The following is a 26,846-nucleotide window of genomic DNA, read 5'->3' as shown; positions in this document are numbered from 1 at the left end:
CGGAGTCGGGGTCGGCGAGTATGCGGAAGATGGCGACCCGGTCGTCCTCGAACCGGGCGAGGCGGTAGCCGGTCCTCAGGAACTCGCGCATGTCCTCCACGGTGCCGTCGAGGGCTTCACCGGCCTCCCGTGTGAGGCCCTTGCCGGAGTCCGGGTCGGCCAGGATGCGGGAGATGGCGGAGCGGAGTTCTTCCTCCGACATCTCGTCCACCGGCGTATCGGAGCTGACCGTGTCCGCCACCGTCGTGGCGGCGACGGACGTCGGAGCCGGGTCCGCGGCGAAGGCCGGGGTGGTGAGGAGGAGGGCCGGCGTGAGTGCGGTGGCGGCCACCAGCAGAACTCCGCGGGTCAGTCTCATACGTCAACCTGCCTTAGTGGTACGGGCCTTGTCCAGTGCGGCGACAGCCGCCCGAACACCCTCCCACCGTTCCCGGCCGGGGATCACTGCCGGACCAAGGCAATCCTGACGCCCGGTCACTGCCATGGTGACCCCGCGTGTCTACGGCGGAGTGACGCAATGGCCGGTGGTGTTCCCCCACTTCAGCCTGTTGCGGGTCTTCGGGCCGTCCATGCCGTCGTCGTCGAGGCCCAGAGTGGCCTGCACGATCTCCAGCTGCCGTTCGGTGGTCGGTCCGTACTCGCCGTCGACCTCCACCGCGCCGTGACCACGGTGGACGGGTCCGGTGGCCGGGGGAACCTGGAAAGTTGCAGGGACGGCGGGAGGCCGGAGTCCTTCAGACTGCGGACGGGGCTCGCAGATCGCCGATGCCCCGCCCTTTCACAGAAACGGGGAGGACCCATGGCACGGTACGGGTACGGGGCGGCCTTGGCCGTCGCGGCGATGAGCGTGACGATGCTGGCCGCAGCACCGGCGACCGCCAGTTCCGACTCCTGGTATCGGGACTGCCGGGTGGACAGCAAGTACACCGGCAAGCTCAGCGCCCATGTGGCCACCACCGTGAAGTCCGGCGGTAGTTGCCAGGGCCACGCCTACGTCCGCATCAAGGTGCAGGGGAAGTGGGGTACGTGGGGCAGCGGTAGCAAGGAGGCCACGAGGCGGAGCCCGGTGTACAAGATCGAGGCGTCGCAGCACAAGGACTGCGACTGCCCCACAGCGAACTACCTCACCCTCTATCCGTAGGCCCGTCCGGGCGCGGACACCGCGTGGGCGCCTCCCTCCGGCGGGAGGCGCCCGTTCCGTCCGCTGCCGGCTCGGCCCGCTCCGGGAAGGTGGCCGGGTGCGGCCGCGCGGTGCCCGCGGCCTGCTCCACGCGGCGCAGCAGTGCCGCCGTGTCCATGGCACGGTCCTCGTGGGTGGGGGCCAGACAGTCCCGTACGATTCCCCGCCACTCCTCCGGGAGTCCGGGAGACAGCCGCAGCTTCTCCGCGCCGCGTACGTAGCGCAGAGCCGCGTCGTTGCGTGCCTCCGCGGTGCCGCCCGGGAGCGGGAACGAACCGGTCAGCACGGTGTGGGCCAGCACGCCGAAGGCCCAGATGTCGGCGGTGGGCCGGATCCGGGCGCCCCGCGCGTCGGTCTCCGGCCAGAGGAGTTCGGGCGGGGTGTAGTCCGGGGTGGCGAACGCGGGGGCGTAGGCGTGGGTGCCCTCCAGCTCGGCGGCCGTGCTGAAGTCGGCCAGCCGTACCGAACCGTCCGCCATCAGCAGCACATTGGCCGGCTTCAGGTCACCGAGTACCCACCCCGCCCGGTGCACGTGCGTCAGCCCCTCGCAGATCTGCGTGAGCACGGGACCGGGCGAGAGCACCGGATGCGGTACGGCGTCCAGTGACCGCTCGGCCCGTTCCAGCACGAGCACGGTGGCGCCGTCGAGTTCCCGGTGGACCGGGTCGTCCACGGTGAGGGTTTCGTACATCCGGACCAGCCGTGGCGAGTGGAGTCGGCCGAGGAAGTCGACCTCACGCTCCGCCAGCTCACGCACGTGATGCCGCCGGCGCCGGGCGCGGGTGCCGGTGGGCAGGACCTTCAGCGCTGCCCGGCGGGGGAGTTCCGCCGGGCCCTCGTCGACGAGCCGCCCGGCGTGGACGGTGGCGAACGCACCCGAGCCCAGGGGCTCGCCGACCTCCCAGCGTCCGATCCGGTAACCCCTCGGGACGGCGACGGTGTGCGGCCGGCCGCTGGTCACACCCGCACCCTGCCCCTGGGCGCGGCGAGCACGACCAGGTCGTCCTCGTGGACCAGGTCGAAGCGGAGTGCCAGCGACACGAGGGACTCCTTCTTGCCGCTCAGGCGCTGACCCGGCTGTGCCGTGTCGGGACTCGGCCGCAGCCGCAGTTTGAGTGCGAGGTAGTCGATGTTCCAGTAGACGGTGGAGCGGGTGACCGTCGGCCAGGCCGGGGCCAGCCGTTCGACGAGGTGCTCGACGGTCGGCAGGGGGGCGTGCGGTTCGCCCCGCAGGCGGGGTTCGCACAGGGCGGCCAGCACCGCGAAGTACCGCCTGGTGCGGTCGAGCGTGAACGCCGGAGTGGTGAGAGCACCAGGGACTCCGTGCCGGGTGACGCTGCGGAAGGTGTGTCGCGGCGCCCAGACGTCGAAGGTCAGCAGGTCCCCCGCGGCGGGCAGGACGACACGGGCGAACTCGAACGGTACCGGCGCGTCCATACGGCCCGGCGCGACCTTGATGTGCTCGCCGGCGCCCTCCGGGTTCTCGACGACGTAGGTCTGGTCCTCGCTGTGGTTGTTCAGCAGCCAGAAGTTCCGGTGCGCGGTGATCACCCCGGCGGTCCGCGGCACCCCCTCGTGCGCGATGGTGAGACCGCGGGCCTGCTCGCCCCGGCCGAAGGCGAGCTGCTCACCCGTGGCGATCCTGATCTGGCCGTCCGGTCTCGCACATGCCGGCGGCACCACGATGATGCTGTACATGGATGCGTTCCCCCTGTCGGATCCCTACGGTCACACAACCTGAAATCGGTCCTTTCCAGGTTGATCACCACGTCCGATGACTGTGGAGAGATGGCGGACCCGGGCCGTTCCGACTGTAGGAAGCGCCGTGGGCGGCTGCCACTGCGCACGGTGCGCAGTCACGGGTGTGGCGCTGTCCACGGTGCACGGTCGGCGATGCGGAACGCGTGGACCAGTTCGTGGGTGCCGGGGCCCGGGGTCAGGAGGCCGCGTCGCAGGAGCTGTTCGGCGGTGCACAGATGGGCGCGAACGGTGGTGCGGCTGATGCCGAGGTCGCGGGCGGTCCGCTGGGCGTCGGCGCCGGCCTCGATCCAGGCGCGCAGGGTGCGAGGCACGGTGCCGTCGGCGCGGAGCAGCAAGGGCTCGAGGAAGGCGTGGGCCCAGGTGACGGCTGCCTCGGTGGACAGCAGACGGTCCGTCGAAGGGGGCGGCGAGGGCACGGCCACGGTGTCGCCTGCGGATGACGGGAGGCCGGTGATCGCCAGGGCCAGGGCGAGATCGGCGCGGCTGTGGGGGTCGCGCAGGTCGAGACCGAGGACGTCCTGGACGTGCTTGAGGTGGGCGGTGACGGTGTTGCGGCTGACGCCGAGCAGCCGCGCCACACCCGAGCGGGGAAAGTTCAGGGCGAGGCCGGCGATGTCGACGGTGAGCCGGGGGGCTTCCCTGAGCGGCTCCAGGAACGCCCGGGCCCAGGCCAGCGCCTGCCGGCGGGGGAGCAGGCCGGCGAGCGGCGGCCTGCCATGGTGGTCGACGACCCGGTCGGGCGTGTGACGGGCGACAGCCAGGGCGTGGCGGGCCTGGTCGTACGCCTGGGCGGTGGCCGGCAAGGGCGCGGGCGCGCTGATTCCCAGCGCGTAGTGGGGATTGTCGCGTACCAGCTCCCGCAGGGGCGCGGCCAGGCCGCCGCCGGTGCCGTCGGCATCGTCGTCCGTGGGCAGCAGACAGATGAGATGGTCGCCGTGGACGGGGCAGCGCACCATCAGGCCGCGACCGTGATACCCGGACGCATCCTGGTAGGTGTCGATGATCCTGCCGTGGTCCGAGGGCGGACAACGCAGCAGGTGGATGCGGAGACGTTCGGCGTCGAGCAACGGCGGAACGGCACCGGTCGTCATCCTGCGGGCCAGCGTCAGGTCTCCGGTCATCAGGGCCATGAAGACCGCCAGGCGCAGCTGTGCCGCGGCCTGCCGATGCCGGGACGCGAGGTCGTCGGCCTGCCGGGCGCGTCGCACCATCTCGGTCAGGGTGCCGACATGGGACGCCAGCGTCGTCGACGCCCGGGGCAGCGGTGACGGGCTGACCACGGCCAGCACCGGACGCGGCACCTGCCGTCCCAGTGCCTCGCACCGCACATGGACCGCGCCGACCTGCGAAGCCACGGCGGCCAGGCGTCCACTGGACAACCGCGTCAGCGCCGGCCGGACACCGGCGAGGATGTCCGGCGCGAACCGGGCGGTGGACAGGTCCACCGTGCCCGTGTGGTCGACGAGTGCGACCTCCGCGCCGATCTGCCGGCCCAACCAGTCGATCAGCGCCTGCGGTTCTCCGGCGGCGTCCTGTCCGCCACGGCGCCTCAGCCGGCGCAGCAACTCGTCGAGTACCTGAGGTGTCGGCACAGCTCTCCTCCGCCTTTTCCTCCCCGCTCGTTTCCGTGTCGATCCATGTCTCCGGAGACCGTCGCGAAACCTCGTTGAGCCCTTGTACAGGGCCTGTTGATTCCCGCTTCCTACGATCGCTCAGCCGACGACGTCCGACCACGGCATTGCGCTGCACGGCAAAAGCGCGGTCCACAGGGGAGGAACGAGATGCTCCGCATCCATTTCAGCGACGCCGACCTGGGCAGGACCAGGATCGCCGCAGCCCCGGACCCTCTCTGGGAAGTCGCTGCCAGCCTGCACCGGTTGCAGACCCGGACGGGGCGCTGGGCCCATGCCGCGTGGTACCGCACGGCGCGGGAGCGGATACGGGCGGAGGGGCTGGGGCGCCTGGTACGCGGCGTGCTCCTCCCGCTGTATCCGAGGGCCGCGTACTTCCCGGACTTCCTGACGCCCGCCCAGGGCGTGGGCGACTGGGACTCCGGGATCGAGGCCGTGCTGGCCACTGCGCCGCAGCGCGTCCGGGAGGAGATGACCCTCCTCGACCGGACCGTCGGAGCGCCTCCGTGGGCCGCGCGGCTGGCCGGGCCGGAGGAGCGCAGGGAGTTCGTGACGATGCTGCGCGCCTACTACGGGACGGTCGTCGTCCCGCACGAGGAGCGGATGTGGGCCCGTGTCGAGGGTGAGCGGGCCGTGCGCCGCCGTGACCTGCTGGACGGAGGCGTGGAAGGCATGCTCGCCGGCCTCGGGCCGCTGATGCGCTGGCGGCCTCCCGTCCTGGAGGTCAGTTACCCCCAGCAGGCGGCGGACCGCGACCTGTACCTGAACGGCCGTGGGATCACGCTCGTCCCCTCCTACTTCAACTGGGGAGAGCCGGTCGCCTTCGCGGACCCCGAACTGCCGCCGGTGCTCCGCTACTCCCTGCTCCATGAACCGGCCGGGCCGGATGGTCCCGGCGGCCCCGGCGGCGCCGACGGTCCGGGGCGGTCCCTGAGCAACCTGCTCGGGCGCGCTCGGGCGATCGCCCTGCACGCCGCGTCGACCGGTGCGACGACCGGTGAGATCGCGCGCGCCGCCGGCGTCTCGGCGTCCGCCGCGAGCAGACACGCCACCGCCCTGCGCGATGCGGGCCTCATCACCACCATCCGCAACGGGCCGTCCGTGCTGCACACCCTCACCCCCACGGGCGCCTCCGTGCTGCGCACCGCCCTGCGGAAGGCGGACGGGGAGTCCGCCGGCACACCGGTCCGAACCGGTGGCCCCGGACGCAGCAGGGCCGTGTCCCCCTCGTACGGGTGGGACACGGCCCGGTAGCGGATGGCGCGAACCGGTGGTGGCGCCACGGCCGTTCAGTACCTCGGTCGCCTGAACCATTCCGCGCTGGCGCGCTTCGCCGCGAAGACGATCACCAGGATGGAGACGACCCAGAGGAGCAGGCCGAGGGCGTACATGCCCAGGGCGAAGATGCCGCTGACGATCGCGAACGAGGCGTACACGATCGAGCAGACGCGGACGCCGTTGCCGCCCTTGGCGTACTGGAGCAGCAGCACCAGGCCGAGGACCGCGAAGACGGAGGCCAGGCCGACGAAGAAGACGATGACGCCCTTGCCCAGGTCGGCGAACTCCTCGGCGTTGACGTCATTGGTGAGGCCGGCCTCGTCCACCAGCTCGTCCCACTCGGCCAGTGCCACGGCGTACACGCCCGCGATGATCACGTGGGCCGCGGCGATCACGGCGAGCAGGATCTGCGCGGCGCGGGTGATGCCGGGCATCTGGGCGGGGGCGTAGCCGCCGCCGTACGGCTGGGACATCGGCGGGGCCGCGGGGTAGCCGTAGCCCTGCTGCGGGGCTCCGGGCTGCTGGGGGTAGCCGTAGCCGGGTCCGGCCGGGGGCTGCTGGGGAGGCTGCCCGTAGGGGTTGTTCGGGTCGCCGAAACTCATGGCGCTTGTTCCTCCGTTGCGCTTCAGGTGCGGGGACGACGCGGGGGCGGCGCGGAGGAAGTCCCATGGATGCGGTCCGTCCCCCCGGTTCTGCCCGCGGTACTGCGCCACTCATCGTTCTTGACCGTTCCTTTCCTTGTCCAGGCGTACGCCGTATGTGTTGTGCAAGTGCAACATCGCTGATCTTGGGACGGTTCGGGCGGAAGCGGATCGGTTGCGGGGTGCGGGCGCCCGGGCGGCCCGGAATGCGGGCTGATTGGAACCGGGACCCCGTCATCCGCGAGGATGGGGGCATGACCGCCCAGATTCTCGATGGCAAGGCCACCGCAGCCGAGATCAAGTCCGATCTGACCGCCCGCGTGGCGGCGCTGAAGGAGAAGGGCGTCACGCCCGGCCTCGGCACGATCCTCGTGGGGGAGGACCCCGGCAGCCAGAAGTACGTCGCCGGCAAGCACCGCGACTGCGCCCAGGTGGGCATCGCCTCCATCCAGCGCGAACTGCCGGACACGGCCACGCAGGAGGAGATCGAGGCGGTCGTCCGGGAGCTGAACGAGGACCCCGCCTGCACCGGCTACATCGTCCAGCTGCCGCTGCCCAAGGGCATCGACGAGAACCGCATCCTCGAACTGATGGACCCCGAGAAGGACGCCGACGGCCTCCACCCGATGAACCTCGGCCGTCTCGTCCTGAACGAGCCGGCCCCGCTGCCCTGCACCCCCAACGGCATCATCACGCTGCTGCGCCGCCACGGCGTGGAGATCAAGGGCGCCGAGGTCGTGGTCGTCGGACGCGGTGTCACCATCGGCCGCCCGATGCCGCTGCTGCTGAGCCGGCGCAGCGAGAACGCCACCGTGACCCAGTGCCACACCGGCACGCGTGATCTGGCGGCGCACCTGCGGCGCGCGGACATCATCGTGGCCGCGGCGGGCAGCGCCCACCTGATCCGCCCCGAGGACGTCAAGCCGGGCGCGGCCGTCCTCGACGTCGGTGTCTCCCGCAGCGCCGAGGGCAAGATCGTGGGCGACGTCCACCCGGGCGTGGCCGAGGTGGCCGGCTGGGTCGCCCCGAACCCCGGCGGTGTCGGCCCGATGACCCGGGCCCAGCTGCTGGTCAACGTGGTCGAGGCGGCGGAGCGCAGTGCCGGCTGAGCAGAACGCCCCCGACGCGCCCGGTGTCTCCGAAGCGCCGGAGACACCGGAGCGGCCCGAGGACGTCACGGTCCGCGATCCCGTCAGCGCCCCCGACGCCGAGGGCAGGCCGCGGCGCACCACCCGCCGGTTCCCGCTGTTCACCCGGGACACCGCGCGCCCCGAGGGCGGCGGCCGGGCGGCCCCGGGTGACGCCCCCGCGCCCGCCCGGCAGTGGCCGATCCTCGCCGTGCTGCTCACGGTCGGGCTGGGGCTGCTGGTCACCGCGATGGACCAGTTCCGGCTCGGCACGCTGCTGATCGGCGTGGCCCTGGTGGCCGGAGCCCTGCTGCGGTGGCTGGTGCGCAACGTCGGCATGCTCGCGGTGCGTTCCCGCTTCACCGACATCGTCACGTACGGCGGGCTGGGGCTGGGGATCGTGCTGCTGGCGCTGATGGTCCAGCCGGAGCCGAAGCTGAAGATCCCGTTCCTGGCGGACCTGCTGCACTTCACGATCAGCGGCTGAGCCGCACCGAAGGCGCTGTCGGCGGCGGCCCGTCCTCACCCCCGTGAGAGGACGGGCCGCCGCCGCGCACCACACTCCTGCACGGCGAAGCGCCTGTTCAACGGCTGTCCGGCCGCTGTGGCACGGAGGTGACCGTTCCGCTACGTCGCCCGGAATCCGCTGACGGCCCCGATGCGACTGCGACATGCTCGCGACAAGCCTGACGCGCCGTTTCCGTGCGGGTGCGTGTGCGCTGCGGGCGCGAATGTGGGCGTGGGCGCGAGACGTGGGGCGCGCGGGATTCATGTGATCGCCGACATGGCTGGTCCGTGTCGCTGCGGGGACCCGTGCGCGGAAGTGCGATGGAGCGGGCGGCAGCGGACGAGCAGGAACAATGGGGACGGTCCGGGACATCCCTCCCGCTTGTTGCGGGTTCTGTCCGGACCAGGGGGCGACCGGTGGGACACTGGACGGCAAGCGAGCAGGCGTGCGACGGGGCATGCCCGCAGCCCTGATGCTCCCGTGCGCCCCCACCCCGGGAACTGAGACCCTGGCTGGCGGCATCCCTGTGGGTAGCCGGACAGGGACTCGGCAGAGGGCACCATGCGCGAGGGAAAGAACAGCACGAACCGGGGGGAAGAGGGGGGAAGCAATGCCTCGTTGGAAGGCCTTGCCCGATGAACTCGATCCGCAGATCAGGGAGTTCACGAGCCAGTTGCGACGGGTGGTGGACCGCAGCGGCATGAGCGTCGCGTCGGTCTCCGACCGCACGGGCTACAGCAAGACGTCCTGGGAGCGTTATCTGAACGGACGGCTGCTCGCGCCGAAGGGCGCGATCGTGGCCCTGGCCGAGGTCACCGGGACCAACCCGCTGCACCTCACCACCATGTGGGAGCTGGCCGAGCGCGCCTGGAGCCGCTCGGAGATGCGTCACGACATGACGATGGAGGCGATCAGGATCTCGCAGGCGCGTGCCGCGCTCAGCGAGGTGGCCGGGCCGTCGTCGGGCGGCAGATCCCGCAAGGGCGGGGCCGCGGTCCGCTCGGGTGTCGCCGGGCCGGCCGGTGTCGCGCCGAGCGTGCCGCAGCAGCCCACCGCGTCGGACGTACGGGACGCCGGCGGCGTGCGCGAGGACGGCGCCCGGAGCGGCTCGGCCGGGGGGAACTCCTGGGGGGTCTCCGCGGGCGCCGGGTCGCCGCAGCCGGGCCGGCACGCTTCCGGTGCCACCGCCGCACCGCCCGCCGGCGGAGGACCGGCGGGGGCGTACGGCGCGCCGCCCCGCGGCACCTCCGGCCACGGCCGCCAGTCCGGCTCCGGCCGTCCCGGCGGCAAGAAGCGGACCTCGACGTTCATCGCCGGTGCGGTGGGGGCGCTCGTCCTGGTCGCCGCCGCGCTGTACGTCACCGGCACCGAGGACGACAGGAAGAGGGACGAGGCGACGAAGTCCCCGTCGCCGACCGCCACCAGCGACGCGAACCTGCCGCCGGGCGTCGAGTGCAGCGGCGAGAGCTGCGCCGGGAAGGACGCGGAGGTCATGGGGTGCAGTGGGGACCTCGTCACCACGGCGCAGACCGCGACCGTCGGCACCGCCACCGTGGAGGTCCGCTACAGCAAGACCTGCGGCGCGGCATGGGGGCGGATCACCCAGGCCGCCCAGGGCGACACGGTCGAGATCACCTCGGGCTCGTCGACGCAGAGCGACACCATCTCCGCGGCCGGCGACACCGTCACGTACACCGCGATGGTGCCGGTGGAGAACGAGACCGACGCGAAGGCCTGCGCGACGCTGGCCGCCTCCGGCGAGAAGGGCTGCACGGAGTAGCCCGCCCGCAGGTAGAAGGGCTGCACGGAGTAGCCCGCCCGCAGGGCACCCGTCCGGCCCGGCGCCCCGGACTCCGGGTTGGGCCGGGCCCATGGGGTAGGCCATATGGGCGGATATGTGTGGGGGAATCGTGGGGACGTGATTGCTGCCGCGAAAGGCGGGCACGCGGAAAGTACCCCCACGGGAGTCCGGCACGGTCGGTCCCCGACGGCGGCCGCTCCGCCCCCACCTCTCCCGGACGGAGCGGCCGCCCCTTTTTGTGCCCGCGCCGGTACCCGTGTATGCGGGCCGTCACTCTGTGGGGCGGGCCACAGGGAGCCCGGCCGTCCGCGCTCACGGATGCGCGATAGCCTGACCGCTGGATCTCTCTTGACGCCAAGAGATCGATCATTCGAACCGATGATCGATCATCGTGGCGGACGCCGGTCACGAGCCGGGAGCGGGATCCAGCATCCCGGGGCAGGGACCGCCCCACCGCCAGCTGTCATACGGAGAACGCCATGACCCGCACTCCCGTGAACGTCACCGTCACCGGCGCGGCCGGCCAGATCGGTTACGCCCTGCTCTTCCGCATCGCCTCCGGCCAGCTGCTCGGCGCGGACGTGCCGGTCAAGCTGCGCCTGCTGGAGATCACCCCGGCGCTCAAGGCAGCCGAGGGTACGGCCATGGAGCTGGACGACTGCGCGTTCCCGCTTCTGCAGGGCATCGACATCACGGACGACCCGAACGTGGCGTTCGACGGTGCGAACGTCGGCCTCCTCGTGGGCGCCCGCCCGCGCACCAAGGGCATGGAGCGCGGTGACCTCCTCGAGGCCAACGGCGGCATCTTCAAGCCGCAGGGCCAGGCCATCAACGCCCACGCCGCGGACGACATCCGCGTCCTGGTCGTCGGCAACCCGGCCAACACCAACGCCCTGATCGCCCAGGCCGCCGCCCCGGACGTGCCGGCCGAGCGGTTCACCGCCATGACCCGCCTGGACCACAACCGCGCGCTGACCCAGCTGTCGAAGAAGACCGGCGTCCCGGTCTCCGAGATCAAGAAGCTGACGATCTGGGGCAACCACTCCGCCACCCAGTACCCGGACATCTTCCACGCCACCGTCGCCGGCAAGAACGCCGCCGAGGTCGTGAACGACGAGAAGTGGCTGGCCGAGGACTTCATCCCGACCGTCGCCAAGCGCGGTGCCGCGATCATCGAGGCCCGTGGCGCCTCGTCGGCCGCCTCCGCCGCCAACGCCGCCATCGACCACGTGCACACCTGGGTCAACGGCACCGACGAGGGTGACTGGGTCTCCATGGGCATCCCGTCGGACGGCTCCTACGGCGTCCCGGAGGGCCTCATCTCCTCCTTCCCTGTCACCGTGAAGGACGGCAAGTACGAGATCGTCCAGGGCCTGGAGATCAACGACTTCTCCCGCGCCCGCATCGACGCCTCCGTCAAGGAGCTCGAGGAGGAGCGCGAGGCGGTCCGCGGCCTCGGCCTCATCTGATCCCACCCGCGCGGGAGTTCCCCCGCGCAGGGCGACGGGCCCCCGCACCGGTCGACACCGGTGCGGGGGCCCGTCGCGTTGGGGGCGCCGCGTACCCTGTGGCGGCTTCCACGCCTTTTCGTCTCTTTTCTCCTTGAATCCAGTGACTCAACGCACTTCCGGCCATGGATTCGGCATGCATTCGGGGCGCCAGGGCAGGAGCACCCGGTCCCGTGGGTGACACATGTGTGATGCACGGACAGGGAACAGGAACGGAAGGCAGTTACCGATCATGGCGGACAGCACAGAACTTCGGGCGCGCGGCACCATCCACGCGGGGGGCGAGTGGCGGGCCGCCGCCTCCGGGGCCACCCGCGAGATCCTCGACCCCGCGGACGCCCTGCCGTTCGCCGTGGTCGCGGAGGGCGACGAGAAGGACACCGACCTCGCGGTGGCCGCCGCCCGCCGCGCCTTCGACGAGGGCCCCTGGCCGTCCACCCCCGTCGCCGAGCGGGCCGCACTGCTGCGCCGGGTCGCCGAACTCCTCGTCCGCGACCGGGAGAAGCTCGGTCTGCTGGAGAGCCGCGACGCGGGCAAGACCGTCGAGGAGGGCCGCGTCGACATCGACTGCGTGGCCGACGCCTTCCGCTACTTCGCCGACCTGGTCGCCGGGGAGGCGCCCGGACGGGTCGTCGACGCGGGCTCGCCCGACGTCCACAGCGTCGTCGTGCACGAGCCGGTCGGCGTCTGCGCACTGATCACGCCCTGGAACTACCCGCTGCTCCAGGCCAGCTGGAAGATCGCCCCCGCTCTCGCGGCCGGCAACACCTTCGTCGTCAAACCCAGCGAGATCACCCCGCTCACCACCGTCGCCCTCATCGACCTGCTGATCGAGGCCGGACTGCCCGCCGGTGTCGCGAACATCGTCACCGGCCCCGGCCACACCGTCGGGGCCCGGATGGCCGGACACCCGGATGTCGACCTGGTCTCCTTCACCGGCGGCCTGGTCAGCGGCACCAAGGTCGCCCAGGCCGCCGCGCCCGGCGTGAAGAAGGTGGCCCTCGAACTCGGCGGCAAGAACCCCAACGTCGTCTTCGCCGACGCCTGCGCCACCGAGGAGGGCTTCGACACCGCCGTCGACCAGGCCCTCAACGCGGCCTTCATCCACAGCGGCCAGGTCTGCTCCGCGGGCGCCCGCCTCATCGTCGAGGAGCCGGTCCGGGACCGCTTCGTCGCCGAACTCGCCCGGCGCGCGGAGCGGATCAGGCTCGGCCGGGGCACCGCGGACGGCGTCGAGTGCGGCCCCCTGGTCTCCGAACAGCAGCGCGCGAAGGTCGAGGCGTACGTCGAGTCCGCGCTCAAGGAGGGCGCGGTGCTGCGCGCGGGCGGCAAGCGGCCCGAACCGTCCGCCGAACGCCCCGAGGGCGGCTACTTCTACGAGCCGACCGTCCTCGACCGCTGCCACCGCGAGATGCGCGTCGTCCGCGAGGAGGTCTTCGGCCCGGTGCTCACCGTCGAGACCTTCCGCACCGAGGACGAGGCCGTCGCCCTCGCCAACGACACCGAGTACGGACTGGCCGGCGCCGTGTGGACCGCCGACGCGGGCCGCGCCCGGCGCGTGGCCGGACGGCTGCGCCACGGCACCGTGTGGATCAACGACTTCCACCCCTACCTCCCGCAGGCGGAGTGGGGCGGCTTCGGCAAGAGCGGCGTGGGCCGCGAACTCGGCCCGGCCGGTCTCGCCGAGTACCGCGAGACCAAGCACATCTACCAGAACCTGGCGCCCCGGCCGGTGCGCTGGTTCGCGGGCTGACCCACCGCCGCCCCCGCGGTGTCCCCGCACCGCGCGCTCCCCGCCGCCGTACGCAACAGCCGTACGGCTCCCGGCAGTCGCACCGCTCGCCGCACCACCCGCCCTGCCGCCCGCCGTACCGCGACCTACCTACCCACCCACCCGGCCCCCGTCCGTCCCCTGTCCCCGTCCGTCCCCGTCCCGAGTCCCGGAGGAGTACCACCCCGATGACCGCTCACACCCACGAACGTGAACTGATCTACGACTACGTCGTCATAGGCGGCGGCACCGCCGGGTCCGTCATCGCCTCCCGGCTGACCGAGAACCCCGACGTGACCGTCGCCGTCATCGAGGGCGGTCCCAGCGACGTCGGCCGCGACGACGTCCTGACCCTGCGCCGCTGGATGGGCCTGCTCGGCGGCGAGCTGGACTACGACTACCCCACCACCGAGCAGCCGCGCGGCAATTCGCACATCCGGCACAGCCGCGCCCGCGTCCTCGGCGGCTGCTCCTCGCACAACACGCTCATCGCGTTCAAGCCGCTGCCGTCCGACTGGGACGAGTGGGAGGCGGCCGGCGCCAAGGGCTGGGGCGCGGTGCAGATGGAGGCGTACTACGCCCGCCTCAAGAACAACATCGTCCCGGTCGACGAGAAGGACCGCAACGCCATCGCCCGGGACTTCGTCGACGCCGCGCAGACGGCCCTCGAAGTCCCCCGCGTCGAGGGGTTCAACAAGAAGCCGTTCGCCGAGGGCGTCGGCTTCTTCGACCTCGCCTACCACCCGGAGGACAACAAACGCTCGTCGGCGTCGGTGGCGTACCTCCACCCCGTGATGGACGAGCGCCCCAACCTCACGATCCTGCTGGAGACATGGGCGTACCGGCTGGAGCTGAACGGCACCCGCGCCGAGGGCGTCCACGTCCGCACCAAGGACGGCGAGGAGATCCTCGTCAGGGCGCGGGGCGAGGTCGTGCTCTGCGCCGGCGCCGTCGACTCACCGCGCCTGCTGCTGCACTCCGGCATCGGCCCCCGGGCCGACCTGGAGGCGCTCGGCATACCCGTCGCGCACGACCTGCCCGGCGTCGGCGAGAACCTGCTCGACCACCCCGAGTCGGTGATCGTCTGGGAGACGAACGGACCCATCCCGGAGAACTCCGCGATGGACTCCGACGCCGGACTGTTCGTGCGCCGCGACCCCGAACACGCGGGCCCGGACCTGATGTTCCACTTCTACCAGATCCCCTTCACCGACAACCCGGAGCGACTGGGCTACGAGCGGCCGGAGTTCGGCGTCTCCATGACCCCGAACATCCCCAAGCCGAAGTCCCGCGGCCGCCTCTACCTCACCAGCGCCGACCCGGAGGTCAAGCCCGCCCTCGACTTCCGCTACTTCACCGACGAGGACGACTACGACGGCCGCACCCTCGTCGACGGCATCCGCATCGCCCGCGAGATCGCGAGGACCGAACCGCTGGCCCACTGGCTCAAGCGCGAAGTGGCCCCCGGGCCGGACGTCACCGGCGACGAGGAGCTCAGCGAGTACGCCCGCAAGGCCGCCCACACCGTCTACCACCCGGCGGGCACCTGCAGGATGGGCGCCGCCGACGACGAACAGGCGGTCGTCGACCACGAGTTGCACATCCGCGGCCTCCACGGCATCCGCATCGCCGACGCCTCCGTCTTCCCGACCATGACCGCCGTCAACCCGATGATCGGCGTCCTCATGGTCGGCGAGCGCGCCGCCGACCTGATCGGCGGTGACGCGCGATGAGTGCCTCTCCCGTCTTCTCCGTCGACGGCCTGTGGAAGGTCTTCGGCCCCAAGGCCGCCCGCGTCCCCGGCGACCCGGACCTCACCGCCCTCGACCCCGCCGAGCTGCGCTCCCGCACCGGCTGCACGGCCGCCGTGCGCGACGTGAGCTTCGACGTCCGCAAGGGTGAGGTCTTCGTCGTCATGGGCCTGTCCGGCTCCGGCAAGTCCACCCTGGTGCGCTGTCTGACCCGGCTGATCGAACCGACCGCGGGCACCATCGCCATCGACGGCGAGGACGTCCGCGCCATGGACCGGGCACGGCTGCGGGAACTGCGCCGGCACCGCGCCGCCATGGTCTTCCAGCACTTCGGTCTGCTGCCGCACCGCACCGTCCTCGACAACGTCGCCTACGGCCTGGAGATCCAGGGCATGGGCAAGGCGGAACGCCGGAAGAAGGCCGCCGAGGTCGTCGCCAAGGTCGGCCTGGAGGGCATGGAGCAGCGCAGACCCGCCCAGCTCTCCGGCGGCCAGCGCCAGCGCGTCGGCCTCGCCCGCGCCCTCGCCGTCGACCCCGAAGTCCTCCTCTTCGACGAGCCGTTCAGCGCGCTCGACCCGCTGATCCGGCGTGACATGCAGGAGGAGGTGATCCGGCTGCACCGCGAGGAGGGCCGCACGATGGTCTTCATCACCCACGACCTCCAGGAAGCCCTGAAACTCGGCGACCGGATCGCCCTGATGCGCGACGGCCGCGTGGTCCAGCTGGGCACACCGGAGGAGATCGTGGGCTCACCCGCCGACGACTACGTCCGCGCGTTCGTCCGCGATGTCCCGCGCGAACACGTCATGACCGTCCGCACGGCCATGCGCCCCGCGTCCTCCGCCGAAGAGGCGGACACGGGCCCGGCGCTGTCCCCCGACGCCACGATCTCCAAGGCCATCGAGGCGGTGTCCCGCGCAGGCACCTCCGCCCGGGTACTGGACGCCGGCAAGTGCGTGGGCGTCATCGACGCGGGAGCCCTCCTGGACGTGGTGGCCGGCACAGCCACCACGGACGCAGCCGCGAGCAGTCGTGCCGCAGCGGCACCGGCGCAGCGCCGCGAGCCGACACCCGCTACGGCCACCACCGAGGAGCCGGTGTGATGGCAACGCTCACGGCAGCACCCGAAACACCGTCCCCGCCGGGCACCCGCACCAACCCCACCGCCCGCAAACTCGCCGCCCTCGCCCTCCTCGCCGCCCTCCTGATCCCCCTCGCCGCCGCCCGCTGGGCATCCGGCACCTGGCCCGAGGCACTGACGGTCAACGTCTCCGACCCCCTCGGCAACGCCAGCGACTGGATCATCGACAACCGCGACTCCCACCCCCTCTTCCTCTACTTCTTCGGCCACGTCAGCAACGCCGTCGTCATCTCCGTACGCGCCGTCTACCTCGCCCTCCTCGCCGTCGGCTGGGCGGGAGTGACCGCCGTGTCGGCCCTGATCGCCTGGCGCGTCGCCGGCCTCCGCCTCGCCCTCGGAACCGCCACCGCGTTCCTCGCCTGCGGCCTGCTCGGCATGTGGGTGCCGACCATGCAGACCCTCGCGCTCATGGTCGTGGCCGTCACCGCGTCGGCCGTCGTCGGCGCGCTCCTCGGCCTCGCCGCCGGACTGTCCGACCGTATGGACCGCGTCCTGCGCCCGGTCCTCGACACCATGCAGGTCCTTCCGGCCTTCGCCTACCTCCTCCCCGTCGTCCTGGTGTTCGGCATCGGCGTCCCGGCGGCCGTCCTGGCCACCGTCGTCTACGCCGCCCCGCCCATGGCCCGCCTCACCGCGCTCGGGCTGCGCGGCGCGGACAAGGAGGTGCTGGAGGCGGTCGAGTCACTCGGGACGACCGCCCGCCAGCGCCTGCTGACCGCCCGCATCCCGCTGGCCCGCAAGGAACTGCTCCTCGGACTCAACCAGACGATCATGATGGCGCTGTCCATGGCCGTCATCGCCTCCGTGATCGGCGCCGGCGGTCTCGGCGACCGCGTCTACCAGGCGCTGGCCACGGTCGACGTCGGCGCCGCGCTCGCCGCCGGCATCCCCATCGTGCTGCTCGCCGTGGTCCTGGACCGCGTGACCGGCGCCGCCGGCGCCCGGCTCGGACAGGCGCCCGCGCCGCACGCCCGCGCGCTGTGGGCGTACGCCGGGATCGCCGCCGTGGCCGTCGTGCTCGCCGGACGTCTCGCGGACCGCCTGGAGTGGCCCGGCGGATGGGTCGTGGGCATCGCCGAGCCGGTCAACCGGGCCGTCGGCTGGATGACCGACCACCTCTACTCCGGCGTCCCCGTCATCGGCGGCACCGCCGACTGGGCGGGCCGCTTCACCACCTGGGTCCTCGACCCGCTCCGCGACGGTCTGCAAGGTCTGCCCTGGTGGGCGGTGCTCCTGATCGTCGCCGCCCTGGCCCTGGTGATCGGCACCTGGCGCACCGCGCTCACCGCCGTCCTCGCCATGGCCGCGATCGGCGTGCTCGGCGTGTGGAACCCGTCCCTCGACACGCTCTCCCAGGTCCTCGCGGCCGTCGCCGTGACCCTCGTCATCGGCTTCGCGACCGGCATCGCCGCCGCCCGCAGCGACCGTGTCGAACGGCTGCTGCGGCCCGTCCTGGACGTGTTCCAGACGATGCCCCAGTTCGTGTACCTGATCCCCGTCGTCGCCCTGTTCGGCGTCGGCCGCGCCCCGGCCGTCGCCGCCGCGATCGTCTACGCGCTGCCGGCCGTCGTCCGCATCACCACCCAGGGCCTGCGCCAGGTCGATCCGGCGGCCCTGGAGTCGGCCCGCTCGCTCGGCGCGACCAGCGGCCAGCAGCTGCGCCAGGTCCAGCTCCCGCTGGCCCGCCCGGCCCTGCTGCTCGCCGTCAACCAGGGCGTCGTCCTGGTCCTCGCCGTCGTCATCATCGGCGGCCTGGTCGGCGGGGGCGCGCTCGGCTACGACGTCGTCTTCGGCCTCGCCCAGGGCGACCTGGCGACCGGCCTGGTGGCCGGGGCCGCCATCGTCTGCCTGGGCCTGATGCTCGACCGGGTGACCCAGCCGACCGAACGCCGCGCGAAGAAGGGGGCGTGACATGCGATTCCGTACGGGCCGTACGATCCCGGCGCTGGCCGCCGGCTGCGCGCTCCTGCTGCTGACCGGCTGCGGCGCCGCCGACATGACCAGGCAGGCGTCGCCCTTCGCGAACGCCCAGGGCGCCCGGACGGTCACCCTGTCCGTGCAGTCCTGGGTGGGCGCGCAGGCCAACGTGGCCGTCGCCCAGTACCTGCTGGAGCACGAGCTGGGCTACCGCGTCGACACCGTCCAGGTCGACGAGGTGCCCGCGTGGGACGCGCTCAGCCAGGGCAGGGTCGACGCGATCCTGGAGGACTGGGGGCATCCCGAGCAGGAACAGCGGTACGTCGAGGAGAAGAAGACGATCGCGCCCGGCGGCGACCTCGGCGTCACCGGACACATCGGCTGGTACGTGCCGACGTACTTCGCCGAGAAGCATCCGGACGTCACCGACTGGAAGAACCTCAACAAGTACGCCGAGCGGTTCCGCACCCCGGAGAGCGGCGGCAAGGGCCAGCTGATGGACGGCTCGCCGTCCTACGTCACCAACGACAAGGCGCTGGTGAAGAACCTGAAGCTGGACTACCGGGTGGTGTTCGCCGGCTCCGAGGCCGCGCAGATCACCCAGATCAGACAGTTCGCCAAGGAGAAGAAGCCCTTCCTCACCTACTGGTACACCCCCCAGTGGCTGTTCGAGCAGGTGCCGATGACCGAGGTGAAACTGCCCGCGTACGAAGAGGGCTGCGACGCCGACCCGGCGAAGGTCGCCTGCGCCTACCCGGTCACGCCGCTGCAGAAGTACCTCAACGCCGACTTCGCGAAGAACGGCGGCGAGGCGGCGGAGCTGCTCAAGAACTTCAAGTGGACGACCGAGGACCAGAACGAGGTCTCCCTGATGATCGCCGACCGGAAGCTGTCACCGCAGGAGGCGGCCGAGAAGTGGGTGGACAGCCACGAGTCCGTCTGGAAGGAGTGGCTGCCCTGACCCTCACGTAGGCGTGGAGGCGGTCCCGGCGGCCGTCATCCGTGCTGTCGCTGTCCCGGCTGGTAGTGCCCCGGCGTCATACGACACGTCACTCCGAACCGGTTCCACGCGTTGATCACCGTGATGGCGGCGATCAGCTGGGACAGCTCCGCCTCGTCGAACCGCGCGGCGGCCCGCTCGTACACCTCGTCGGGCACGAAGCCGGACGTCAGCTCGGTGACGGCGTCCGTCAGCTCGATCGCCGCGAGCTCCTTCTCCGTGTAGAAGTGCCGCGACTCCTCCCACGCGGCGAGCTGCACGATCCGCTCGACGCTCTCACCGGCCGCGAGGGCGTCCTTGGTGTGCATGTCCAGGCAGAAGGCGCAGTGGTTGATCTGGGAGGCGCGGATCTTCACCAGCTCGTACAGCGCGGGGTCGAGGCCCTTCTTGGCGGCCGAGTCCAGCCGGACCATCGCCTTGTAGACCTCGGGAGCGTGCCGGGCCCACTCCAGCCGGACGGGCGGCTCGGCGGCGAAGGGCTCCGCCGGGGTGGTTTCGGTGTTCGTCATGGATCGAGCCTAGGAGCGGGGCAGCCCAGGAGTATGGTCCAGTTCCATGGCGGACCGCTGGGCCACTTTCGGCATCGACCTTCATCTCGACCCGGCCGGGCCCGGCCTGCGCCGTGGTCTGACCGACGCCCTGCGGGAGGCCGTCCGCACCGGCCGTCTCGCACCGGGCACCCGGCTGCCCTCCTCCCGCTCCCTCGCCGCCGACCTGGGCATCGCCCGCAACACCGTCGCCGACGCCTACGCCGACCTGGTCGCCGAGGGCCGGCTCACCGCACGGCAGGGCTCCGGCACCCGCGTCGCCGACCGGGCGGTCCCCGGCCCGCCGCCCACCGCCCGCTCCCCCCGGCGGGCGCCCGGCCGCCTCCCGTACAGCCTCCTTCCCGGCACCCCCGACCTCGCGTCCTTCCCCCGGGCCGAATGGCTCAAGGCCACCCGCCGCGCCCTCGCCGCCGCTCCGCACGACGCCTTCGGCTACGGCGACGCACGCGGCCGTCCCGAACTGCGCGCCGCGCTCGCGGACTACCTGGCACGCGTCCGGGGCGTGCGCGCCGACCCCGAACGCCTCGTCGTCTGCTCGGGCTTCGCCCACGGCCTGCGCCTCCTCTGCGAGGTCCTGCACGACCGCGGCGCCCGCACCCTCGCCGTGGAGTCCCACGGCCTGGACGCCCACTGGAACCTCGCCACCCGCTCCGGCCTGGACACCGCCCCGCTGCCCCACGACACCCTCGGCACCCGCGCCCAGGACACGGGCGACGCCGACGCGGTCCTCCTCAGCCCCGCCCACCAGTTCCCCCTGGGCGGCGCCCTGCGCCCCGAGCGCCGGGCCGCGGTGGTCGACTGGGCCCGCCGCACCGGCGGACTGATCCTGGAGGACGACTACGACGGCGAGTTCCGCTACGACCGCCAGCCCGTCGGCGCACTCCAGGACCTCGACCCCGACCACGTCGTCTACCTCGGCACGGCCAGCAAGTCCCTCGCCCCGGGCCTCCGCCTGGGCTGGATGGTGGTGCCCCCGTCGCTGCTCCCCGCCGTCGAGGCCCACGGCGGCGGCCTCTCCGTCGGCGTCGTCGAACAGCTCACCCTCGCCGAATTCCTCACCTCCGGCGCCTACGACCGCCACGTCCGCGCCGCCCGGCTGCGCTACCGGCGCCGCCGCGACGCCCTCGTCCAGGCCCTCGCCGACCGGGCACCCGACGTCCGCGTCACCGGCATCGCGGCCGGCCTGCACGCCGTCCTCCGACTGCCGCCCGGCACCGAGCAGTCCGTCGTCCAGGCCGCCACCTGGCAGGGCCTCGCCGTCCTCGGCCTCTCCCGCTTCCGTCACCCCGCCGCCGGCACCACCGGGCACGACGCCCTGGTCGTCGGCTACGCCACACCACCGGACCACGCCTGGACGGCCACCCTGGAAGCCCTGTGCAGGGCACTGCCCTGACGCACCAAGGGCGCATTCCGCACCAAGCCCCCCAAACGGACGGTGCCGCGGGGGCGGCAGCCGGGGGCCTCCTGTGTGCGGTGGGCGGGTGGTCTCTAGGCTGTCCGCCGCGAGCCGGGAGCGGACAAGGCCCCGGCGGACGGTGACAGCGGCACACAGGGGGAATCATGGCGCAGACGCGACGGCGGTTGCGGTCCAGCACGGTGGTGCTCGGGGGCATGGGGGTGCTCGCGGCGGCACTGTCGGCCTGCGGATCGGACCCGGACCGGCGGTGTGTGGACCGGGACAGCTACGACTACCTCAACGGCTACAAGGTCGTCGCCGACAGGAACTGCAAGACCGGTTCCTCTTCCTCCGGTTCTTCCTCCTCCGGTTCCCTCGGCAAGGGCAAGTCCCGCGGCGGCGACGCCGACTGGTACTACGACGCCGACGTCAGCGGCGGTTACGCCGAGCACGGCACGTTCAGCCGCAGCGAGGCCGTCGACCGGGGCGGCTTCGGCTGCTCGGGCTCCGGCAGCGGCGGCGGCTGAGCGGCTCATGGAACGGCGCACCATCGAGCCCCGCCCCGGCTGGCAGGAGACCGTCGAGGAGCAGGGGCTCATCTATCCGCTCACCCGCTATCCCGACGGGTCGCTGCGCCCCTACTGGGACGAGAGCGCCTACTACGTCTTCTCCCTGGAGGAGGTCGAGGCGCTGGAGGAGGTCGTCGAGGAGCTGCACCACCTCTGCCTCGCGGCGGCCGAACACATCGTCACCGCCGACCGCTTCGCCGACCTCGGCATCACCGACCCGCGGATCGCCCGCGCCGTCACCGAGGCCTGGCACCGTCGCGCCGAACTTCCGACGGTCTACGGCCGCTTCGACCTCCGCTACGACGGCACGGGCCCCGCGAAGCTGCTGGAGTACAACGCCGACACCCCCACCTCCCTGGTGGAGGCCGCCTCGCCCCAGTGGTTCTGGATGGAGGAACGCTTCCCCGGCGCCGACCAGTGGAACTCCCTCCACGAACGCCTCGTCGACGCCTGGCGGAAGCAGGCCGGTCTCCTCCCGCCGGGCAGCCCCCTGTACTTCGCCCACTCCTCCGCCGACGAGCTCGGCGAGGACCTCATGACGGTCGCCTACCTCAAGGAGACCGCCGAGCAGGCCGGCCTCGACACCGACTGGCTCTCCATGGAGGAGATCGGCTGGGACCGCCTCTCCCGGCGCTTCGTCGACAACGGGCTCCGCTTCATCCGCAGCATCTTCAAGCTGTACCCCTGGGAGTGGCTGACCACCGACCGCTTCGCCGACCACGTCCTCGACACCCTCGACAACGGCGGCGGCACCGGCTCCACCCTCTGGATCGAGCCCGCCTGGAAGATGCTCCTCAGCAACAAGGCACTGCTCGCGATCCTCTGGGAGCTCCACCCCGGCCACCCCAACCTCCTTCCCGCCTACCTCGACGGCCCGCGCGAACTCGCGGACACCACCGGCTGGGTCGCCAAGCCCCTCCTGGGCCGCGAGGGTGCCGGAGTGACCGTCCACGAGCCCGGCACGGACCCCGTGCTCCGCGACGAACCCTGCTGCTACCAGCAACTGGCCCCCCTGCCCACCTTCGACGACCACCACGTCGTCCTCGGCACCTGGATTGTCGAGAACGAACCGGCAGGTCTCGGCATCCGGGAATCCTCCGGCCTCATCACAGACGAATACGCCCGCTTCCTGCCCCACGTGATCCTGTAAATCCTCGCCGCGTGGGCGCGACCAGCCCCCACGCACCCCCAGCCGCCACCGGCGTCAACAACGCGGACGCCGTCGCCCGCATGATGGACGCCTCCCCGTGACACTCCGTGCCACCCGGTACCCTGACGTCGGGCCGTGACTGGCGCGCAGAGATGGAGCCCACCATCGGGAAGCGGCCCCCGACCCCGCGACCCCCGGGGACCGGACCTGTGCCGTGCGCCTGGGCCGACCCGAACGCCACACCCACGTCCGGAGGTCCTCGTGTCCGCAGACATCACCCCCGCTTCCACCGCCTTCCGCTCCGCCCTCGACGTGATCCGCGCCGTCGAGCCGCGGGTCGCCGACGCCATCGGCCAGGAGGTCGCCGACCAGCGCGAGATGCTCAAGCTGATCGCCTCGGAGAACTACGCCTCCCCGGCCACCCTCCTCGCGATGGGCAACTGGTTCAGCGACAAGTACGCCGAGGGCACCGTCGGCCGCCGCTTCTACGCCGGCTGCCGCAACGTCGACACCGTCGAGTCGCTCGCCGCCGAGCACGCCAAGGAGCTCTTCGGCGCCCGCCACGCCTACGTCCAGCCGCACTCCGGCATCGACGCCAACCTGGTCGCCTTCTGGTCCGTCCTCGCCCAGCGGGTCGAACTGCCCGCCCTGGAGAAGGCCGGGGTCCGCCAGGTCAACGACCTCTCCGAGGCCGACTGGGCCGAGCTGCGCCGCGCCTTCGGCAACCAGCGCATGCTCGGCATGTCCCTGGACGCCGGCGGCCACCTCACCCACGGCTTCCGTCCCAACATCTCCGGCAAGATGTTCGACCAGCGTTCCTACGGCACCGACCCGGCGACCGGCCTGATCGACTACGAGGCGCTGCGCACCTCCGCCCGCGAGTTCAAGCCGCTGATCATCGTCGCCGGCTACTCCGCCTACCCCCGTCTGGTGAACTTCCGGATCATGCGCGAGATCGCCGACGAGGTCGGCGCCACGCTCATGGTCGACATGGCGCACTTCGCCGGTCTCGTCGCCGGCAAGGTCCTCACCGGCGACTTCGACCCCGTGCCGCACGCCCAGATCGTCACCACCACCACCCACAAGTCGCTGCGCGGCCCGCGCGGCGGCATGGTGCTGTGCGACGACTCCCTGAAGGACCAGGTCGACCGCGGCTGCCCGATGGTCCTCGGCGGCCCGCTCCCGCACGTCATGGCCGCCAAGGCCGTCGCCCTCGCCGAGGCCCGGCAGCCCGCCTTCCAGGACTACGCCCAGCGCATCGTCGACAACTCCCGCGCCCTCGCCGAGGGCCTGATGCGCCGCGGCGCGACCCTGGTCACCGGCGGCACCGACAACCACCTCAACCTGATCGACGTCGCCACCTCCTACGGCCTCACCGGCCGCCAGGCCGAGGCCGCCCTGCTCGACTCGGGCATCGTCACCAACCGCAACGCCATCCCCGCCGACCCCAACGGCGCCTGGTACACCTCCGGCATCCGCATCGGCACCCCCGCGCTGACCACCCGCGGTCTGGGCACCACCGAGATGGACGAGGTCGCCGGCCTGATCGACCGCGTCCTCACCTCCACCGAACCCGGCACCACCAAGTCCGGCGCTCCCTCCAAGGCCTCCCACGTCCTCGACGGCAAGGTCGCCGACGAGATCTCCCGCCGCGCCACCGACCTGGTCGCCGGCTTCCCGCTGTACCCGGAGATCGACCTCGGCTGAGGCGTCGCGCCCGCTCCCGACCCGTCCCACGGCGGTCCGGTCCCGTACCGGGCCGCCGTGCGCGCCGTCGTCAGACGTCCAGCAGCTCCTGCCGCGGACCGGGGTCGTCCTTCCGCCGCTGGACCAGCCGTGCCCCATACGGGCGCAGCACCAGGGCCAGTGCCGCTCCGGCCGCCAGGCCCGGTATCGCCCACCACCAGTCGGTGTCGTCGCGCGGCACCGTCGCGGCGCGGGTCTCCGGGGCCTCCTGGGCCGCCGCGGCCGTACCCTCGTCCGATTCCGGGTCGGCCTGCGCCGTTTCCCACGGCGCCGGGTAGACATCGGAGACCGGCCCGGTGCCTCTCGCCTCGCCCATCACCCCCAGCTCGGACAGGAACTTGTACACATCCGAGGAGTTCCCGGCACGGTGCCAGGAGCCGTTCGGCGACTCGGGGACGTGCGCGGCGGTGTGTATCCATACGTCTTCGTCCGGGAGCCCCACGAAGACCCGGTCCACGCGCCACGGCGTCACGTCGTGCACCATCCAGGTCACGTTGATCAGCCGGGCCGAGGGGGAGATGGCCCCGGGCGGCCTCTCCCGGGTGCCCTTGCCCGCCGGGCCGAGCAGCCGCTCCAGCTCGCCGTATCCCTTGTCGGAGTGGTACAGCGACGCCGTCTCCTCGCTCCCCGGTGAGGTCACCAGCACGCTCGTCGGCCCTCCGGCGGAGGCCGGCGAGGCACCCCACACCGTCAGGGCCAGCACGACCGTCAAAGCCGCCGCACTCGCCGTCAGTCGGCGAACACTGCCCTTCCACCCGCTCCATCCGCGCATCCGGACCCCCACTCGGCCGGTCGATCCCCGTGCGGCCCGCCCACGAGCCGCCTGTCACTTCTGGTACACCGCCCGGCCCGCCGGGGTTCCCATCCGGTCCGCCACAGATTCCCGGACCCCGCCCGCCCGGCTACCGGCCCGCACCTTCCCCCGCCGCCGCCGCCCCCGCCGCCCCTTCGACCGCCTTCGCGATCTCCAGCGCCCGCGCCTTCGACGCCACCCCCTCCAGCCGCAGCGTCACCCCGTGTGCGGCCACCCCCTCGCCGTCCGCGCCCCCGTGGGACCACAGCAGCGTCGGCCCCGCCGTGCGCTCCGCCCGGGTGAACCGGTGACCGTCCGTGCCGACGATCCAGAAGCTCAGCACATGCGGCCGCGAGAACCACAGGACCGGATCCCCGCCCCCGTCCCCGTCCCCGTCCCCGTCCCCGCCGAGGGACAGCCACTCCGGCTGCTCCCGGACGCTCTTGACGAAGGTGACGTCCAGGCGCCCCGGGAACTCGTCCAGCCGGATCGTCCGCCCCCGCTCCCGCCAGCACAGGCTCACCAGGGTCCGCCCCCGCGGCAGCCCGCTCACCGTCACCGCGTCCGGAGTGCCCAGCGCCTTGGGCACCAACGGCGCGAACCCGGCCCGCCGCTCCGCCTCACCGAGCGACACCGACCGGCCGCAGCCCGGCACCTCCGCCCCCGGGGAGGGCACCGCCGACGGGTCGTACCGCACCTCGACGCCGCCGAACCCGAACCAGTCGGTCACCGCCGCCCGCACCGGGGGCGTCAGCGCCAGCACCGTCAGCAGCCCGCACAGCGCGGCGACCAGCGACCGCCACCGCGCCCGCGCCCAGCGCCGCACCGTCCGCCACCGCGCCCCCGCACCCGCCGGCTCCGCCGCGGGCACCGGCAGCTCCTCGGCGAGTATCTGCCCCAGTACCCGCTCCACCATCGACTCGGACCCCGCGGCCCCGCCCGGCCCGTCCAGGGACCGGCCGAAGGCCCGCAGCTCCTCACGCAGCCGCTCCGCCTCGCCGTCGTACCGCTCGCTCATGCCGTCCCGCCCCCTTCCCGGGGCCGGAAGTCCGGCAGCAGGCGCTCCAGCTTGCGCAGGGCGCGGTTCAGCCGGGACTTCACCGTGCCCCGGGGCCAGCCCAGGGCCAGGGAGGTCTCCCGCTCGTCCATCTCCAGCAGATAGCGGTAGGTGACGACCAGCCGGTGCTCCTCGCTCAGCTTCCCCAACGCGGCCGCGAGCGCCCCGCGGCGCTCCGTCTCCAGCGTCGCCACCGCCGGATCGGCCGATTCCGGTATCACGGGCTCCGCCTCCACGAATGCCGCCTCACGGCCGGCGAGCGTGTTCCGCCGCACCGCCGCGCGCACTGTGTTCCTCGTCTCGTTGGCCACGATCGACAGCAGCCACGGCCGGAACGCCATGCCGTCCCGGAACCGGCCCAGCGCGCAGTACGCCTTCACGAAGGCCTGCTGCACCACGTCCTCCGCGTCCGACCCCGCCCCGAGCGCGGCGGCCGCCCTGAGCGCGATGCCCGTATGGGCCCGCACCAGCTCCGCGTACGCCTCCGGCTCTCCGGCGCGTACGCGTGCGATCACCGCGGCCTCATCGACGATGCGGCCCCCCTCCCGCGTCCTCACACTCTTGTTACACCG

General features: G+C 72.4%; 24 protein-coding genes and 1 pseudogene. 15 read left to right on the top strand and 10 right to left on the bottom strand.

The features are described 5' to 3' along the window. Both ACZ434_RS05825 and ACZ434_RS05820 read right to left on the bottom strand, forming a co-directional pair. The coding region (locus ACZ434_RS05825) for an ALF repeat-containing protein (RefSeq protein WP_468452226.1) at positions 1–358 on the bottom strand (358 nt) is incomplete at its 3' end. A gap of 141 nt (positions 359–499) precedes the next feature. After that, positions 500–655: a peptidoglycan-binding domain-containing protein gene (locus tag ACZ434_RS05820; RefSeq protein ID WP_468452224.1), complete on the bottom strand. Its 156-nt coding sequence runs from the start codon at positions 653–655 to the stop codon at positions 500–502. Between the two features lie 144 nt (positions 656–799). On the opposite strand from ACZ434_RS05820, the gene ACZ434_RS05815 reads away from it, so the two are divergent. Continuing rightward, the gene (locus ACZ434_RS05815) at positions 800–1,141 is read left to right on the top strand and encodes a hypothetical protein (RefSeq protein WP_468452222.1); all 342 of its coding nucleotides are present in this window, start codon (positions 800–802) and stop codon (positions 1,139–1,141) included. 103 nt (positions 1,142–1,244) lie between these two features. Here ACZ434_RS05815 and ACZ434_RS05810 read toward each other — a convergent pair. The 3 genes and pseudogenes from ACZ434_RS05810 to ACZ434_RS05800 all read right to left on the bottom strand — a co-directional run. Beyond that, positions 1,245–2,141 (bottom strand): annotated as a pseudogene (locus tag ACZ434_RS05810) (protein kinase domain-containing protein); the annotation flags it as partial. Further along, positions 2,138–2,878, bottom strand: a complete 741-nt coding sequence (locus ACZ434_RS05805) for an FHA domain-containing protein (protein WP_468452220.1) — start codon at positions 2,876–2,878, stop codon at positions 2,138–2,140. The pseudogene ACZ434_RS05810 and the gene ACZ434_RS05805, both read right to left, overlap by 4 nt. Before the next feature lie 158 nt (positions 2,879–3,036). Then, entirely contained in the window at positions 3,037–4,533 is a 1,497-nt protein-coding gene (locus tag ACZ434_RS05800; protein WP_468452218.1) for a helix-turn-helix domain-containing protein, read from the bottom strand. Positions 4,534–4,722: 189 nt separating this feature from the next. Here ACZ434_RS05800 and ACZ434_RS05795 point away from each other — a divergent pair, with 189 nt between their 5' ends. Next, positions 4,723–5,826, top strand: coding sequence for an ArsR family transcriptional regulator (locus ACZ434_RS05795; protein WP_468452216.1), 1,104 nt, complete (start codon positions 4,723–4,725; stop codon positions 5,824–5,826). A gap of 35 nt (positions 5,827–5,861) precedes the next feature. On the opposite strand, the gene ACZ434_RS05790 is transcribed toward ACZ434_RS05795, so the two are convergent. Next, entirely contained in the window at positions 5,862–6,452 is a 591-nt protein-coding gene (locus ACZ434_RS05790) for a hypothetical protein (protein WP_468452214.1), read from the bottom strand. A 293-nt stretch (positions 6,453–6,745) separates the two neighbouring features. Here ACZ434_RS05790 and ACZ434_RS05785 point away from each other — a divergent pair, with 293 nt between their 5' ends. The 9 genes from ACZ434_RS05785 to ACZ434_RS05745 all read left to right on the top strand — a co-directional run bounded on the left by ACZ434_RS05785 (position 6,746) and on the right by ACZ434_RS05745 (position 18,976). Beyond that, the gene (locus tag ACZ434_RS05785) at positions 6,746–7,600 is read left to right on the top strand and encodes a bifunctional methylenetetrahydrofolate dehydrogenase/methenyltetrahydrofolate cyclohydrolase (RefSeq protein WP_468452212.1); all 855 of its coding nucleotides are present in this window, start codon (positions 6,746–6,748) and stop codon (positions 7,598–7,600) included. After that, entirely contained in the window at positions 7,590–8,105 is a 516-nt protein-coding gene (locus tag ACZ434_RS05780; protein WP_468452210.1) for a DUF3017 domain-containing protein, read from the top strand. The genes ACZ434_RS05785 and ACZ434_RS05780 overlap by 11 nt, the downstream gene beginning before the upstream one ends. 631 nt (positions 8,106–8,736) lie before the next feature. Continuing rightward, on the top strand, positions 8,737–9,906 hold the full coding sequence (locus ACZ434_RS05775; RefSeq protein WP_468452208.1) for a helix-turn-helix domain-containing protein: 1,170 nt from the start codon (positions 8,737–8,739) through the stop codon (positions 9,904–9,906). Between the two features lie 500 nt (positions 9,907–10,406). Further along, on the top strand, positions 10,407–11,396 hold the full coding sequence (locus ACZ434_RS05770; RefSeq protein ID WP_468452206.1) for a malate dehydrogenase: 990 nt from the start codon (positions 10,407–10,409) through the stop codon (positions 11,394–11,396). A 271-nt stretch (positions 11,397–11,667) separates the two neighbouring features. Continuing rightward, positions 11,668–13,188: an aldehyde dehydrogenase family protein gene (locus tag ACZ434_RS05765; RefSeq protein WP_468452204.1), complete on the top strand. Its 1,521-nt coding sequence runs from the start codon at positions 11,668–11,670 to the stop codon at positions 13,186–13,188. 206 nt (positions 13,189–13,394) lie between these two features. Then, positions 13,395–14,939, top strand: a complete 1,545-nt coding sequence (locus ACZ434_RS05760; protein WP_468452202.1) for a GMC family oxidoreductase — start codon at positions 13,395–13,397, stop codon at positions 14,937–14,939. After that, positions 14,936–16,060, top strand: coding sequence for a quaternary amine ABC transporter ATP-binding protein (locus ACZ434_RS05755; protein ID WP_468452200.1), 1,125 nt, complete (start codon positions 14,936–14,938; stop codon positions 16,058–16,060). The genes ACZ434_RS05760 and ACZ434_RS05755 overlap by 4 nt, the downstream gene beginning before the upstream one ends. Then, entirely contained in the window at positions 16,060–18,009 is a 1,950-nt protein-coding gene (locus tag ACZ434_RS05750; RefSeq protein WP_468452198.1) for an ABC transporter permease, read from the top strand. Before ACZ434_RS05755 ends, ACZ434_RS05750 begins: the two co-directional genes overlap by 1 nt. A gap of 1 nt (position 18,010) precedes the next feature. Then, on the top strand, positions 18,011–18,976 hold the full coding sequence (locus ACZ434_RS05745; protein ID WP_468452196.1) for an ABC transporter substrate-binding protein: 966 nt from the start codon (positions 18,011–18,013) through the stop codon (positions 18,974–18,976). Between the two features lie 35 nt (positions 18,977–19,011). Here the strand turns inward: ACZ434_RS05745 and ACZ434_RS05740 are convergent, their stop codons facing one another. Next, positions 19,012–19,524, bottom strand: a complete 513-nt coding sequence (locus ACZ434_RS05740; RefSeq protein WP_468452194.1) for a carboxymuconolactone decarboxylase family protein — start codon at positions 19,522–19,524, stop codon at positions 19,012–19,014. Between the two features lie 46 nt (positions 19,525–19,570). On the opposite strand from ACZ434_RS05740, the gene pdxR reads away from it, so the two are divergent. From pdxR to ACZ434_RS05720, 4 genes are all read left to right on the top strand, one after another. Beyond that, positions 19,571–20,956, top strand: a complete 1,386-nt coding sequence (gene pdxR / locus ACZ434_RS05735; protein WP_468452192.1) for a MocR-like pyridoxine biosynthesis transcription factor PdxR — start codon at positions 19,571–19,573, stop codon at positions 20,954–20,956. A gap of 167 nt (positions 20,957–21,123) precedes the next feature. Beyond that, positions 21,124–21,486, top strand: coding sequence for a hypothetical protein (locus tag ACZ434_RS05730; RefSeq protein ID WP_468452190.1), 363 nt, complete (start codon positions 21,124–21,126; stop codon positions 21,484–21,486). A 7-nt stretch (positions 21,487–21,493) separates the two neighbouring features. Continuing rightward, entirely contained in the window at positions 21,494–22,678 is a 1,185-nt protein-coding gene (locus ACZ434_RS05725) for a glutathionylspermidine synthase family protein (RefSeq protein ID WP_468452188.1), read from the top strand. A gap of 261 nt (positions 22,679–22,939) precedes the next feature. Further along, positions 22,940–24,385: a glycine hydroxymethyltransferase gene (locus ACZ434_RS05720; RefSeq protein WP_468452186.1), complete on the top strand. Its 1,446-nt coding sequence runs from the start codon at positions 22,940–22,942 to the stop codon at positions 24,383–24,385. Between the two features lie 70 nt (positions 24,386–24,455). Here ACZ434_RS05720 and ACZ434_RS05715 read toward each other — a convergent pair whose 3' ends face one another. The 3 genes from ACZ434_RS05715 to ACZ434_RS05705 form a co-directional block, all read right to left on the bottom strand. After that, positions 24,456–25,127: a hypothetical protein gene (locus ACZ434_RS05715; RefSeq protein WP_468452917.1), complete on the bottom strand. Its 672-nt coding sequence runs from the start codon at positions 25,125–25,127 to the stop codon at positions 24,456–24,458. A 199-nt stretch (positions 25,128–25,326) separates the two neighbouring features. Continuing rightward, on the bottom strand, positions 25,327–26,235 hold the full coding sequence (locus ACZ434_RS05710; RefSeq protein WP_468452184.1) for a hypothetical protein: 909 nt from the start codon (positions 26,233–26,235) through the stop codon (positions 25,327–25,329). Beyond that, positions 26,232–26,789 carry an RNA polymerase sigma factor gene (locus ACZ434_RS05705; RefSeq protein WP_468452182.1) on the bottom strand — a complete coding sequence of 186 codons (558 nt, stop codon included), beginning with the start codon at positions 26,787–26,789 and terminating at the stop codon, positions 26,232–26,234. The genes ACZ434_RS05710 and ACZ434_RS05705 overlap by 4 nt, the downstream gene beginning before the upstream one ends. Positions 26,790–26,846: the final 57 nt, after the last annotated feature.

The organism is Streptomyces sp. NPDC030893, from assembly GCF_055571535.1.
Note: the sequence above shows the minus strand (reverse complement) of the source record. Positions and strands in the feature narration are given on the sequence as shown.